Below are 12,300 nucleotides of genomic sequence, written 5' to 3'. Positions count from 1 at the left end.
AAAAAATTAGATAACTTTCATATTATACCACACATCCTCTTTAAAAGCGTTACGTTTTTCTGTAAACTGAAAGTATGACGTTAAAGGGGATGGAAATATGAAAAAATTGAATTGGCTCTTATTATTATTTGCATTCGCAGCAGTCTTCAGCATGATGCTGATCGGCGTATCAATCGCTGAGAAAAGCGCATGGGGCATCATCGGAAGCATTGTTCTCGTTATCGCCATGATGGGAAGCGGTTTCACCGTAAAGAAAAAAATGCGCGAACAGGGACTGCTTGATTAAAAGCATGACCCTTTGCAAAATTCCGTAAACATGGAAAGAAAATATCTAATGAAGCCTGAATCAAAGATTCAGGCTTTTTTACATCCTCAAAACAGGCTGAGATGTAAGGCTTATCTCCCCCGCCGCCTAGTCAGGAAGCCGGAAATGACAGCTCCCATTCTAGTTACATCAGCAGATTCCCTCAGAATATGCAGTCTGAAATAGTCCGGCATCGTTATGCAGAAAATACCATACCTCCTATTTCAATTCCATCATTGTCTTTTTATACTTGTGGCTGTAAGCAAATACACATGACAAGGAGAGAACGAAATGAAAACACCTTTTTTGAAGAAAACCGCTGTAACTGCCGCCGCAACCGTCTCAGCCGCCTTGCTTGCATTCAGTCCGCTTGATTCTGCCGGCGCAAAAACGATTCAGGCAAATGAACCGCATGTCCTGCAGGCTTCCGCAGAGAAAACACCGGAAGACGCGGCAAAACTCATTGACATCATCAGCCAATCGATTTACGAAAAAGACGGTATCTATTATTTTGACGGCGAAAAAGCGGTTGAATTGGGATTAGATCAAGAACAAGCCCAGATCATTCAAAAGCTGTGGGACAGTTCAACCGAATTTTTAACCGTACTTTCCCAATGTATTGAGAAAACGGACGGCGAATATACATTTAATAAAGAAAAAGCGGTGGAGCTCGGCTTTACGGAAAAAGAGGCCCTTATCGTTGATCAGCTGTTCACCGCTTTTTCCCAAAGTCTTCATATCCTTCAATCTGCGCTGATTGAAGAAGACGGTGTGTATACATTTGATCAGGAACTTGCTGAAAAAGCAGGAGCAGGAAAAAAAGAAGCAAAGCTGTGTGCCGGATTCTTTAATTCACTGCCCCAGGAATTGCTTGAAGGCATTTATACAGCCTTTCATCCGGCTGAGTAAACGGATTAAAACGCCCGGTCATTCAGCCGGGCGTTTTTTTAAATCAGCAGTTTAAGGATCAGCATGATAAAGAAAACAGCGCCGAACATACAGGCTGCTTTTATCAGCAGTTTCCCGTAATACCGTTCCTTAAACCGCCTTTCTTCTTCTGCATAACAGGCTGGCGCCTTCATCTCAGGGCTGCCGAGGTCAAGCGGCTCCTTCATCATATGATATAAACTCCCGCACTTACCGCATGATTCAAGATGGCGGAAAATAAACCGCTCCGTTTCTGTTTCACAATCGCCTTCAATATATAAAGGGAGTAAATCTCTCACTAAACAGCAAGTCATATCTGTCCGTCCTTCCTTTTTTCCGCCAAGTGCTGTTTCAGCTGCATTCTCGCCTTGTACAGGGTGCTCTTCACCTTCGAAAGACTCCAGTCCAAAACATCAGCAATCTCTTCGTAAGACAGCTCTTGAAATTCCCTTAAAATTAAAACGGTCTGCTGATCGCTTTTCAGACGCTGAATCTGCCCGGTCAGCGCATTCTGAGTGTCTGTCCGGGCGACGTAATGCTCCGGCAGTTCATATGTTGTTTGCTGAAGCCCTTCATTCAGGGTGATATCTGAAAATTGATATTTTCTATCACGTCTGTACCAATTGATGAAGGTATGATGCGCAATTGCATAGAGCCACGTTCTGATAGACGAATGGCCCTTAAACGAATCAAGCCCGTTAAATGCTTTCATAAATGTATCCTGAGCGAGGTCTTTAGCGGTCTCAGCATGATGTGTGCGTCTGTAAAGGTAATACATAATATCTTGATAATGTTCACGATACAGCTGTTCAATTGACATCTTGTTTTTCATTTAAAAATAAAACCACACTGTCATCCAGATTGAGAGCACAATGAAGAATCCGTACAATCCATACGTCAGGCATTTCATGTATTTAATCTGGCGGATATCGCCGGACGGCGCATTCAAACCATGTTCATACTGCCCTTTTCTGTTTTCCGCCTCAGCTCCGAATAAATGCTCATGTTCTTTCATCCACTGGAGCGTGCCGCCTTCAAGTTCCCCCTCCTTATATAGGTCGTATAAATCGAAGAAGACAGCCTTTTTTTCTTTATTGTTCATAAAGGTTCACCGCCTCGTAAGTATCCGCGTTCACTACATATGCGTCATGACGGTTTGAACCGAACGGCTGAATAATGACGAGCCATGCTTTATATGTTACGCCGTCTTTCACCGCTATGACAGGCTTCACCCGCTTTTTGTAAATGGTGCCGTTATAAGCTGCCGCCACTTTGTTGAAGGCTGTTTGTCCGTCTCTGTATGTATGCGGGAATGTTTTGGCACTTACCTGTCCGTAGAATGAGGCCTCTTTCATGCCTTCTTCATTCCGGAGCGTATAAACGAATGTGCCTTCAGAGTTTTCAAAAACGAGATTGCCTTCCGATTTATCAATTTGTCTAAGCTTTGAAGTATCCGCGTCCAGCAATGAAAAAAGCTTCTTCTGAAGTTCTGTTTTTGTTAAAACGGTGCTGTCAGGTGAGACTCTGATTTTCATAAGACGTCCGGATACTGCATCAAATATCAGCTCCGTTCCGTTATTCGCAGTTACGGTCAAACTGCTGCCGATCAGGCTGTTTATATCTGTATTTGTGATTTCAAATGTCTGATCAGGCATTTGAAGCGTACGAAAGGCGGCTTTTGATGCTTTCACTATGTCTTTTTCCGTCATATGCACCTGCGGCAGTGACTCAAGCTGATAAATAGACGGGTCTTCTGAAAAACCCATAATGGTGTCTTTTTCCCAGTAAAATACTGTGCCCGAATCTTCGTGTTTCGTCCCTTGTGTTTTCGGCGCAATCTCCACGACAAACTGTCCGTTTTCTTTTCTCACTGTTGTCTGAATGCCTTGTGTTTTTATTTTTCGGCCGTGTGCCGACAAGAAATCCAGCGACTTTTTCCGGTATTCCTCTTCTGTTAAAGTGCGGCCTTCCGGTTTTTTAAGATATTGGTAATTTGTAATCAATCGGGAAACCTCGTCCACTTCCGCTTCATAATCTTTCGTTTTAAAACGGTAAAAGTAATGGAGATCCTGATTGGTTTCTGTTAAATAAATCGGATTCTCTGCCGGAAAAAATGATGTAAGGATCCGTTCCGCTTGGTCTGAAGTGATATGTCCACCAACATCCTCAACAGTATCTTCAGCCATTGGCTTTGAAACCGCAAAAGCGGCATCTCCCGCATTGTATACCGGATTCAAAAAGACAATAAAACCAGCGGCCGTTGCTCCCGCAAGAAAGCTTTTCTTCCGCTGTCTGATCCTGTCTGACCGATGAAATAAATGATGGGTCATCAGAAAACCGGCCATCGTTAAATACACCGTAAATGGGAGAAGTCTGCCGTAATCTTTTGTTACACCTGCCGAGGGCGCAGCGAGCACCCACACCAACAGCCCGATGACTCCAACATAAAACACTCCGATAAAAACAGGTCTCGGTTTCCAATACATTTTAAAGAATAAAACATTCATAGAAATCAGCAGAAGTAAAACAATCGTAATAAAACATAGCATCGAAACTATATCCTCCCCCGCCATCGCATCGGGACTGATATTCCAGAAAGTGAAAAAGCTGAAGATCAGCTGAATGACGGGCAGTGTCACCACAGCGAGATCAAACGTATAAAACATGCCCTTTCCCCTCTGCTCCCGCGTCATGAGCATATAGTGAAACGCGGTGAGCAGCACATACCCATACATTAAGAGATGAACGATCGGAAGAAGCTCTCTTTCTTCCGATATCAAATAGTGCGCGCTAAAGTAAGTACTCTGCACCTGATGAACCAATTCAACTGTTATGCCCGCTAATAATACGGCCCTGACAGAATTCCTGAATAAAACCAAACTCTCTCACGGCTGATTTTCGGATGAAAAGTCAGCGCGTATAAAACAGCAAGGCAGACGGCTGACCACTGAATGATCAACACGCTCTGTCTGCTTAAAATGAAATATCTGTCGAAATGCTGAATAAAATGACTGAAAATCTCTGACATCTGAAACAATCCTTTTCGTTTATTAAGGCCTCACCCATTTAGACAAACGGCTATAAAAAAAGTTTTACAGATCGGAACATTTTTCCCCTATCATTTTTCCCGACTTCATTTGTCATTTTTTTCAGAATAAATCGCATCATTCGACTCATGTCTGATTCAACACGTGCCTCTCGGCTTATCCCCCGATGCTGGCCGCCGGAAGCCTTTCCGGGACGATTCTATCAATTCATCAGCGGAGTCTAGTTTTATATTGCAGAATGAGAGAATGCTGGTTTATTATAACAATATAAGTTTTCATTATTTTCAAAAAGGGGGATTTATTGTGGGTTTAGGTAAGAAATTGTCTGTTGCTGTCGCCGCTTCCTTTATGAGTTTAACTATCAGTCTTCCGGGTGTTCAGGCCGCTGAGAATCCTCAGCTTAAAGAAAACCTGACGAACTTTGTGCCGAAGCATTCTTTGGTGCAGTCTGAGTTGCCTTCAGTCAGTGACAAAGCAATCAAGCAATACTTGAAACAAAACGGCAAAGTCTTCAAAGGCAACCCTTCTGAGAGACTGAAGCTGATTGACCACACGACCGATGATCTCGGCTACAAGCACTTCCGTTATGTGCCTGTCGTTAACGGTGTGCCTGTGAAAGACTCGCAAGTCATTATTCACGTCGATAAATCCAACAATGTCTATGCGATTAACGGTGAATTAAACAACGATGCTTCTGCCAAAACGGCAAACAGCAAAAAATTATCTGCAAATCAGGCGCTGGATCATGCTTTTAAAGCAATCGGCAAATCACCTGAAGCCGTCTCTAACGGCAACGTTACAAACAAAAACAAAGCCGAGCTGAAAGCAGCGGCCACAAAAGACGGTAAATACCGCCTCGCCTATGATGTAACCATCCGCTACATCGAACCGGAACCAGCTAACTGGGAAGTAACCGTTGATGCGGAAACAGGGAAAGTCCTGAAAAAGCAAAACAAAGTGGAGCATGCCGCTGCAACCGGAACAGGTACGACTCTTAAAGGAAAAACGGTCTCATTAAATATTTCTTCTGAAAGCGGCAAATATGTAATGCGTGATCTTTCTAAACCTACCGGAACGCAAATTATTACGTACGATCTGCAAAACCGACAATATAACCTGCCGGGCACACTCGTATCAAGCACTACCAACCAGTTCACAACTTCTTCTCAGCGCGCTGCCGTTGATGCGCATTACAATCTCGGCAAAGTGTACGATTATTTCTATCAGACGTTTAAACGCAATAGCTACGACAATAAAGGCGGCAAAATCGTATCTTCCGTTCATTACGGCAGCAAATACAATAACGCGGCCTGGATCGGCGACCAAATGATTTACGGTGACGGTGACGGCTCATTCTTCTCGCCTCTTTCCGGTTCAATGGACGTAACGGCCCATGAAATGACACACGGTGTTACACAGGAAACAGCCAACCTGAACTATGAAAATCAGCCGGGCGCTTTAAACGAATCCTTCTCTGATGTATTCGGATACTTCAATGATACTGAGGACTGGGATATCGGTGAAGATATTACGGTCAGCCAGCCGGCTCTCCGCAGTTTATCCACTCCGACAAAATACGGACAGCCCGACCATTACAAAAATTATCAAAACCTTCCGAACACTGATGCCGGCGACTACGGCGGCGTGCATACAAACAGCGGAATTCCGAACAAAGCCGCTTACAACACGATTACAAAAATCGGCGTGAAAAAAGCGGAGCAGATTTACTATCGCGCACTAACGGTATATCTCACTCCGTCATCAAACTTTAAAGATGCAAAAGCAGCTTTGATTCAATCAGCGCGGGACCTTTACGGCTCTCAAGACGCTGCAAGCGTAGAAGCGGCCTGGAATGCGGTCGGCTTGTAAACAAGAAAAGAGACCGGAGAAATCCGGTCTCTTTTTTATATCTGAAACATTTCACAATGGCTTCACCATGATCATATATGTCTTTTCACGATCGTCTTTTTCAAGCTTAAGCTGTTCAAAGCCGCATTGGCTTAAAAACAAAACCCATTCCTGCCTGTCCAGGGGAACAGCTGAAAACATCGCTTTATGCTCCCCTCTCAGCCGGCCCGCAATCTCTTCAATGACCGCGCGTCCGATTCCTTTCTCTTTTGCCTCCGGAGCGACGGCCACGGTTCCGAGCCACGGTTTTCCGTTTGAAGGCGCCCATTCCAAATGAAAACTGACGGCGGCAGGAGCGCCGTCAATCTCCCATACGAGCCATGTTCCATTGTACATGGAGTATGCAAGCATAAACTCCGCCGCATTTTTTGTTCCGAACTCTTCGTTTTTCCACACCGGGTGTGATGCCGCCAGCTGCTCCAGAAACCCGAGATCTTCTTCTTCAAAATCTCTACCTGTCAGCATGTAAATAGTCGTCAAAGATAATTTTATGTATTGCCGGATTGCCCGCAAGCACGCTGTGGTTGTCTAAAAACGTAAACGGTTCGCCGTCTGTGGTCGTGTAAATGCCCCCGACTTCGTTCAGCAGCACGCAGCCGGCAGCGTAATCCCACGGCGCGAGCCTCATCGTAATGTATGCGTCAATGCGGCCGGCCGCAACACTGGCCAGCTCAAGTGCCGCCGAACCGTAGGAACGCGTTCCTCTGACCCGTTTTACGAGCGGCGCCAAAATACTCGGGTCAATCCTTCTGTTTTCCGTCACCCATGTGGCATTGATTGCAATAATGGCTTCTTCAATGGAAGCTTCTTTTAAAGGAGCAAGCGGCGTGTCGTTCAGATAAGCCCCTTTTCCGCTGAATGCGTGATACAGTTCGTCCTGCATCACATCATAAATTAAGCCGATTTTGCCTTTTCCGTCTTCAAAGATGCCGATGGAGATCGCGAAATGCCGCTTTTGATGGACAAAATTCATCGTTCCGTCAATCGGATCAATAATCCAGACGATTCCGTCAAGGGAGCGGAGTTTATCCCCCTGCCCTTCTTCTCCGAGAATCCGGTGTCCGGGAAAAGTTCCCTGTATACGGTCAATGAAAAAGCGCTCCGTCTCTTTATCAATATTTGTGACTAAATCATTCGGATTTGATTTTGTTTCAATCGTCAAGCTTTCCTGCATGGATTGTCTGATTCTCGTTCCGGCTTCTTTTACCCATTGTTTTGCGATATCATCAATTTCCGTCCAATTTGTCATACCGTGTACCTCTTTTCTATGTATAGCTTATTCTATAGCATACTGATAAAGGCGATGAAAAAGCAAGGAAAATGAAAAAAATGCCTTCTCACGTAAAAACGAACCATTTCCTGCGGTTCGTTTTTACTATTCTTTATCCGTTAAGCCGAATCCATTCTTTTCTGAGACGTTCCAGTTTTCTTTTGCTGAGATCGATTTGATCTGCATTCTCTTTTTGCATGGCCTCATACAGGGTTGCCAATTCATAATCAACCTCTAGTCTCCAGACAGCTACACGGTTATTTTTTTCCTCCCTGAATCCTTCCTTCACCACTTGCCTCATTGTCTTTCGCCCCTTCCAGAGATCATTTGTTAAAAAAGCATCCCATTTTTCCAATTTATTAATGATACTTCTTATATCGTATGGAAACTTATATTCGGCTGTAACAACATTCTTAAAATTGTGTGTTTACCTATTCGTTTTTTACCACCAATCCTCTCGGCTCAAACGTTCTCAATGTTTTTGCGGCCGGCGGCGGCTGTGGTAAAATATGAATACTTACGATAAGGAGGAAAAAGATGACTCAGATGCGTTTTACAAAAGAAGACTTCGATACATTTACAATAGAAGGTTTAGATCCGCGCATGGAGGTGTTAAAAGAACAAGTCCGCCCGAAGCTGACCTTGTTAGGAGAGCATTTCGCACCGACATTGTCAGCATTGACGGGCGATGAAATGTTCCCGCATGTCGCCAAGCACGCGAGAAGATCTGTCAACCCGCCGGCTGACAGCTGGGTTGCCTTTGCCAACAGCAAACGCGGGTATAAGAAACTCCCTCACTTTCAGATCGGTTTATGGGACACCCATATGTTTGTATGGTTTGCCATCATTTATGAATCTCCGATAAAAGAGGAATACGGCAGATTGCTGGAAGCGAAGCAGGAGGACATCACAAAACAGATTCCCGGTCATTTTGTATGGTCGCCGGATCATACGAAGCCAGGGGCGTACAAGCAGTCCGACATGGATCAGGAGCAGCTGAAAACATTATTTGAACGTCTGCAGACAGTGAAAAAAGCAGAGCTTTTGTGCGGCATTCAGCTGCAAAAAGAAGACGTGATCAACATGAACAACAATGAATTCCTGCAAACCATTGAAGATGCTTTTAGGAAGCTTTCCTTTTTATACACACTGACTCAGAAAGTCTCATAACATAAAAAGCGGGCCGATTGCCGGCTCGCTTTGTCTACATTTTGATAATCGCTTGATCTGATTGTTTCGCCTGTTTCACAGTCCGATACGGGGAATAGGTGCTGTCAGCTTCAAATTGGCTGCAGATTTTCTTTTCTTCCGCTTTCCCGGGAACGATTTCTTTAAAGCGGCGGTACGCATTCAGAAGTCTGTCTCGGTCAGCTCCTTTTTCATAGGCGTTTTCCACCTGCTGAAAAAAAGCAATGACATCCACGGCCTCCTCTGTCGTCCAGTCCTCATTCATCGGATATTGATATTCCAAATGTCTTCACTCCTTTATAATCATGCTCAAAATAAGCATCTTCCATAGATCATAAATTGTTCTTTACTTTCTTTCAAGTTCATAATATAATTCATTTGTTTTACGTTTAAAAAACGGGTAATAAAACTGAATGTAATACAAACTAATCCGTAGGTATTATGATAAAGGTGGGAAAACAATTGCCGCAACATGAAACACCCCTGTACAGCGGACTGAAAAAGCACGCGGACAGACAGCCTGTCCAATTCCACATTCCGGGCCATAAAAAAGGCGCGGGAATGGATCCGGAATTCAGACAATTTATCGGAGAAAACGCGTTAAGCATAGATTTAATTAATATCGAACCCCTGGATGATTTACATGCGCCAAAGGGCATCATTAAAGAAGCCCAGGATCTGGCCGCGGAAGCATTCGGCGCAGACCATACCTTCTTTTCCGTACAAGGGACGAGCGGCGCCATTATGACGATGGTCATGGCCGTATGCGGACCCGGAGATAAAATCATCATCCCTAGAAACGTTCATAAATCCATTATGTCGGCCATTGTATTTTCCGGAGCGGTGCCGATTTTTATTCACCCGGAAATTGACGATGAGCTCGGAATTTCTCACGGCATTACGCTTGAGTCCGCCGAGCGGGCTTTGACGGAGCACCCTGACGCAAAAGGCCTGCTTGTCATAAATCCGACGTACTTCGGTGTGGCAGCTGACTTGAGCAGCATTGTAAAGCTCGCGCATTCTTTCGATGTGCCTGTGCTTGTCGATGAAGCGCACGGCGTGCATATTCATTTTCATGATAAGCTTCCTCTGTCCGCCATGCAGGCGGGCGCTGATATGGCAGCCACAAGCGTGCACAAATTGGGAGGCTCCCTGACGCAGAGCTCCATTTTAAATGTGAGAGAAGGTCTTGTTTCCAAAGAAAGAGTACAGTCGATTTTAAGCATGCTGACGACAACGTCAACATCCTATCTGCTTCTCGCTTCACTTGATGTCGCAAGAAAACGCCTCGCTACAGAAGGCCGCGATCTTCTTGAAGATACGATTCTGCTGGCGGATCAGACACGGGAACGCCTCAATCAAATTGAAGGCATCCGCTGTGTCGGCGAAGAAATCACAGGGTCTAAAGCTGCATTCAGTTATGATCCGACTAAATTAATCATTTCGGTCAAAAACCTCGGACTGACGGGTCATGACGTTGAAAAATGGCTCCGCGAATCATATAATATCGAAGTCGAGCTGTCCGATTTGTATAATATTTTATGTATTTTCACCCCCGGCGACAGAGCGGGAGATGCCGACCGTCTTGTAAGCGCGCTTACAGACATTTCAAAGCAGGCTTCCGACAATGACTATGCTCATCAGCAAACCGAAGTTCTGCTTCCTGAAATTCCTCTGTTAGCGATGACGCCAAGAGACGCGTTTTACGCAAATACGGAAGTCATTCCGTTAAAAGAATCCGCGGGACGGATCATCGCAGAGTTTGTCATGGTGTACCCGCCGGGAATTCCGATCTTTATTCCGGGTGAGATCATTACTGAAGAAAATATCAGCTACATTTTTAAAAACTTGGACGCCGGCCTTCCTGTGCAGGGTCCCGAAGATGCAACGCTTGAAATGATCAGAGTCATCAAAGAGCAAAAAGCCATCCAATAAACATAAAGATGCCCGAAACGAAATCGTTTCGGGCCTTTTTACGCTTTTTACTCTTCTTCAAGATGACACTGGCATTGTCCGCAGCATGTTCCGTATAACGTCGTGACCTTCTCATCCTCAAAGTAATGAATCGCTTCGTTACAGTCTTGGCAAACAATTGTACCCATCTGTCATTCCCCATTTCTCAGAATTTGAAAACGCTTAATTTTCACTTGTTGTTATTATATTATTATGTCACATTTAATATGTCAACTGATAAATTGTATAACACATTTATTTTTTACGGTCTTTTTATAGCTCGAGGGTCAATCACAGTATATCCTTTATGACGCAATCCTTTTACAATGTCCGGCATGGCTTCCGCCGTCCATTTCCGGTCATGCATCAATATGTTGGCCCCGTCCCGCAGATAAGGACTGTTCAGTGTGATATCGGTAAGCGCTTTTTTGGATTGATATTTCTGATCCCAATCATACCCGAAGGTCCAGTTCATTTTCACCATACCTTCTTTTTTTATAAGTCTGTCACTGTAGTCCGTATTGCTTCCGAAAGGCGCCCTGAAAAATGCGGGTTTCTCTCCTATTATCTTTTCAACCGCTTTATTGACGCCGATGATTTCTTCCCGTTGTTTTTGTTCGGAAAGATCTTTTAAGTTTTGATGAGTCATTGTATGATTACCGATCATAAAACCTAACTCATGAATATGCTTAAGCGCTTTCTTATTTTCATCTTTTTTCAAAAAATGTCCGTTTACAAAAAAGATCGCTGACGCATTGAGATCGTGCAGTTTGTCCGCAATCTCAGCGGCATGCTGATCAGGCGCGTCATCGATCGTTACCAATGCGATCGGTTTTTTCTCTTTCTGTTCATCCATTTTTTCCACAGAAAAGCTATTCGGATTGATATAGTAACGGGGCTCCGCCTTCTGTTTTTTCTGTTTTTCCTCTTTTGTATGGTGGTTTTCCCGTTTGGCATGATTGGCCGCGGCTTGAGAATGGGGTTTGTTTGTTTGCATCTTTTCATTTGATTGGCAGCCGGCGAGTAAGCACATACATATGACGGCTGCAGCGGCTTTATACATGACAATCCCTCCTGATATGGTTTTGCTCCCAGTATAACGAAAAAACAGCGCTCTCACGAAAAACAATGTGCCTTTTTTACACATCGGCTGCGCAAGTTGTCACACGTATTATTTCTTCATTAAAAACGGTTTCAATTATATAACAATTCAGTAACAAGCCTTAGGTTTTTCACCTCTCGTGATACACTTGATATAGTCCTTATAAATGGATGAACCCATATATTATATAAAACAGAGGAGTAAGATAGATGCGCTACCGTACGGTGATTCCCTTTTTTTTGATGCTGTTCGTTCTGTCAAGCTGTTCGGTTTCTACTGTCAGTCCATTCACAAAAAACCGGATCGACAGCATTCATCACACTCAAATCTTGTTTTTTTCCGATGAAAATCATATAGATAAAGAAGTGCCTTATTACGATGCGATTCTTGATTTAGAAAAGAAATATCCCCATCATGTCGATCAAATGAAGGTTTATGACAACAGAAAGGGATGGGAAGAGGAAATCAACACGTTCCCTGCGCTGATGGTGATCAATCATCGGCATGTGGTCATGAAGATTGAGGGATCCGTAAAGAAAAAAGAGGATATCATCAAACCTATGCAGCATGTGCTTGCACAATAAAAACAGCCCCCGCTTTT

The 12,300-nt window shown here is 44.1% G+C and carries 15 protein-coding genes and 1 pseudogene; 6 read left to right on the top strand and 10 right to left on the bottom strand.

Annotated features, from left to right (window positions below):
* Positions 1 to 97 precede the first annotated feature (97 nt).
* Both V7728_RS08270 and V7728_RS08265 read left to right on the top strand, forming a co-directional pair.
* Positions 98 to 286, top strand: a complete 189-nt coding sequence (locus tag V7728_RS08270) for a YlaF family protein (RefSeq protein WP_003154504.1) — start codon at positions 98 to 100, stop codon at positions 284 to 286.
* A 309-nt stretch (positions 287 to 595) separates the two neighbouring features.
* Positions 596 to 1,213 (top strand): hypothetical protein, encoded by a 618-nt coding sequence (locus V7728_RS08265; protein ID WP_099566725.1) that lies wholly within the window; start codon positions 596 to 598, stop codon positions 1,211 to 1,213.
* 38 nt (positions 1,214 to 1,251) lie between these two features.
* Here V7728_RS08265 and V7728_RS08260 read toward each other — a convergent pair whose 3' ends face one another.
* The 4 genes and pseudogenes from V7728_RS08260 to V7728_RS08245 form a co-directional block, all read right to left on the bottom strand.
* Positions 1,252 to 1,545 carry an anti-sigma factor family protein gene (locus tag V7728_RS08260; protein ID WP_099566724.1) on the bottom strand — a complete coding sequence of 98 codons (294 nt, stop codon included), beginning with the start codon at positions 1,543 to 1,545 and terminating at the stop codon, positions 1,252 to 1,254.
* Entirely contained in the window at positions 1,542 to 2,063 is a 522-nt protein-coding gene (locus tag V7728_RS08255) for a sigma-70 family RNA polymerase sigma factor (RefSeq protein ID WP_099566723.1), read from the bottom strand. Before V7728_RS08255 ends, V7728_RS08260 begins: the two co-directional genes overlap by 4 nt.
* Positions 2,064 to 2,333: a hypothetical protein gene (locus V7728_RS08250; RefSeq protein WP_007611185.1), complete on the bottom strand. Its 270-nt coding sequence runs from the start codon at positions 2,331 to 2,333 to the stop codon at positions 2,064 to 2,066.
* Positions 2,323 to 4,259: pseudogene (locus tag V7728_RS08245) on the bottom strand (hypothetical protein). Before V7728_RS08245 ends, V7728_RS08250 begins: the two are co-directional and overlap by 11 nt.
* A gap of 322 nt (positions 4,260 to 4,581) precedes the next feature.
* Here V7728_RS08245 and V7728_RS08240 point away from each other — a divergent pair.
* Complete coding sequence (locus V7728_RS08240) at positions 4,582 to 6,147, top strand: M4 family metallopeptidase (protein WP_025284686.1); 1,566 nt, start codon at positions 4,582 to 4,584, stop codon at positions 6,145 to 6,147.
* 51 nt (positions 6,148 to 6,198) lie between these two features.
* On the opposite strand, the gene V7728_RS08235 is transcribed toward V7728_RS08240, so the two are convergent.
* The 3 genes from V7728_RS08235 to V7728_RS08225 all read right to left on the bottom strand — a co-directional run bounded on the left by V7728_RS08235 (position 6,199) and on the right by V7728_RS08225 (position 7,757).
* Positions 6,199 to 6,651 (bottom strand): GNAT family N-acetyltransferase, encoded by a 453-nt coding sequence (locus V7728_RS08235; protein WP_003154511.1) that lies wholly within the window; start codon positions 6,649 to 6,651, stop codon positions 6,199 to 6,201.
* Positions 6,638 to 7,435, bottom strand: a complete 798-nt coding sequence (suhB, locus tag V7728_RS08230) for an inositol-1-monophosphatase (RefSeq protein ID WP_007409670.1) — start codon at positions 7,433 to 7,435, stop codon at positions 6,638 to 6,640. Before suhB ends, V7728_RS08235 begins: the two co-directional genes overlap by 14 nt.
* A 133-nt stretch (positions 7,436 to 7,568) precedes the next feature.
* Positions 7,569 to 7,757 carry a hypothetical protein gene (locus tag V7728_RS08225; protein ID WP_007409669.1) on the bottom strand — a complete coding sequence of 63 codons (189 nt, stop codon included), beginning with the start codon at positions 7,755 to 7,757 and terminating at the stop codon, positions 7,569 to 7,571.
* A 236-nt stretch (positions 7,758 to 7,993) separates the two neighbouring features.
* Here V7728_RS08225 and V7728_RS08220 point away from each other — a divergent pair, with 236 nt between their 5' ends.
* Positions 7,994 to 8,626 (top strand): DUF1054 domain-containing protein, encoded by a 633-nt coding sequence (locus V7728_RS08220; protein ID WP_007409668.1) that lies wholly within the window; start codon positions 7,994 to 7,996, stop codon positions 8,624 to 8,626.
* 34 nt (positions 8,627 to 8,660) lie between these two features.
* Here the strand turns inward: V7728_RS08220 and V7728_RS08215 are convergent, their stop codons facing one another.
* Complete coding sequence (locus V7728_RS08215) at positions 8,661 to 8,927, bottom strand: UPF0223 family protein (protein WP_007409667.1); 267 nt, start codon at positions 8,925 to 8,927, stop codon at positions 8,661 to 8,663.
* Positions 8,928 to 9,106: 179 nt separating this feature from the next.
* Here V7728_RS08215 and V7728_RS08210 point away from each other — a divergent pair, with 179 nt between their 5' ends.
* A complete protein-coding gene (locus V7728_RS08210; RefSeq protein WP_015239787.1) occupies positions 9,107 to 10,579 on the top strand; it encodes an aminotransferase class I/II-fold pyridoxal phosphate-dependent enzyme in 1,473 nt (490 codons plus the stop codon).
* Positions 10,580 to 10,626: 47 nt separating this feature from the next.
* On the opposite strand, the gene V7728_RS08205 is transcribed toward V7728_RS08210, so the two are convergent.
* Together V7728_RS08205 and V7728_RS08200 are read right to left on the bottom strand one after the other, a co-directional pair.
* Complete coding sequence (locus V7728_RS08205) at positions 10,627 to 10,746, bottom strand: GapA-binding peptide SR1P (RefSeq protein ID WP_003154518.1); 120 nt, start codon at positions 10,744 to 10,746, stop codon at positions 10,627 to 10,629.
* 113 nt (positions 10,747 to 10,859) lie between these two features.
* Positions 10,860 to 11,660, bottom strand: a complete 801-nt coding sequence (locus tag V7728_RS08200; protein WP_082997963.1) for a polysaccharide deacetylase family protein — start codon at positions 11,658 to 11,660, stop codon at positions 10,860 to 10,862.
* Between the two features lie 248 nt (positions 11,661 to 11,908).
* Between V7728_RS08200 and V7728_RS08195 the strand changes: the two genes are divergently transcribed.
* Entirely contained in the window at positions 11,909 to 12,283 is a 375-nt protein-coding gene (locus V7728_RS08195) for a hypothetical protein (RefSeq protein ID WP_007409664.1), read from the top strand.
* Positions 12,284 to 12,300: the final 17 nt, after the last annotated feature.

Source organism: Bacillus sp. JHAA, from assembly GCF_036961585.1.
GTDB classification, from domain to species: Bacteria; Bacillota; Bacilli; order Bacillales; family Bacillaceae; genus Bacillus; species Bacillus velezensis.
The sequence above is the reverse complement of the archived record's forward strand: the minus strand, read 5'-3'. Positions and strand labels throughout refer to the sequence as shown.

Bases quoted from the DNA above. Each gene is read 5' to 3' on its own strand.
- V7728_RS08255 (WP_099566723.1), bottom strand. From the start codon at position 2,063: ATGAAAAACAAGATGTCAATTGAACAGCTGTATCGTGAACATTATCAA.
- V7728_RS08235 (WP_003154511.1), bottom strand. From the start codon at position 6,651: ATGCTGACAGGTAGAGATTTTGAAGAAGAAGATCTCGGGTTTCTGGAG.
- V7728_RS08225 (WP_007409669.1), bottom strand. From the start codon at position 7,757: ATGAGGCAAGTGGTGAAGGAAGGATTCAGGGAGGAAAAAAATAACCGT.
- V7728_RS08250 (WP_007611185.1), bottom strand. From the start codon at position 2,333: ATGAACAATAAAGAAAAAAAGGCTGTCTTCTTCGATTTATACGACCTA.
- V7728_RS08195 (WP_007409664.1), top strand. From the start codon at position 11,909: ATGCGCTACCGTACGGTGATTCCCTTTTTTTTGATGCTGTTCGTTCTG.
- V7728_RS08260 (WP_099566724.1), bottom strand. From the start codon at position 1,545: ATGACTTGCTGTTTAGTGAGAGATTTACTCCCTTTATATATTGAAGGC.
- V7728_RS08200 (WP_082997963.1), bottom strand. From the start codon at position 11,660: ATGTATAAAGCCGCTGCAGCCGTCATATGTATGTGCTTACTCGCCGGC.
- V7728_RS08270 (WP_003154504.1), top strand. From the start codon at position 98: ATGAAAAAATTGAATTGGCTCTTATTATTATTTGCATTCGCAGCAGTC.
- V7728_RS08220 (WP_007409668.1), top strand. From the start codon at position 7,994: ATGACTCAGATGCGTTTTACAAAAGAAGACTTCGATACATTTACAATA.
- suhB (WP_007409670.1), bottom strand. From the start codon at position 7,435: ATGACAAATTGGACGGAAATTGATGATATCGCAAAACAATGGGTAAAA.
- V7728_RS08205 (WP_003154518.1), bottom strand. From the start codon at position 10,746: ATGGGTACAATTGTTTGCCAAGACTGTAACGAAGCGATTCATTACTTT.
- V7728_RS08265 (WP_099566725.1), top strand. From the start codon at position 596: ATGAAAACACCTTTTTTGAAGAAAACCGCTGTAACTGCCGCCGCAACC.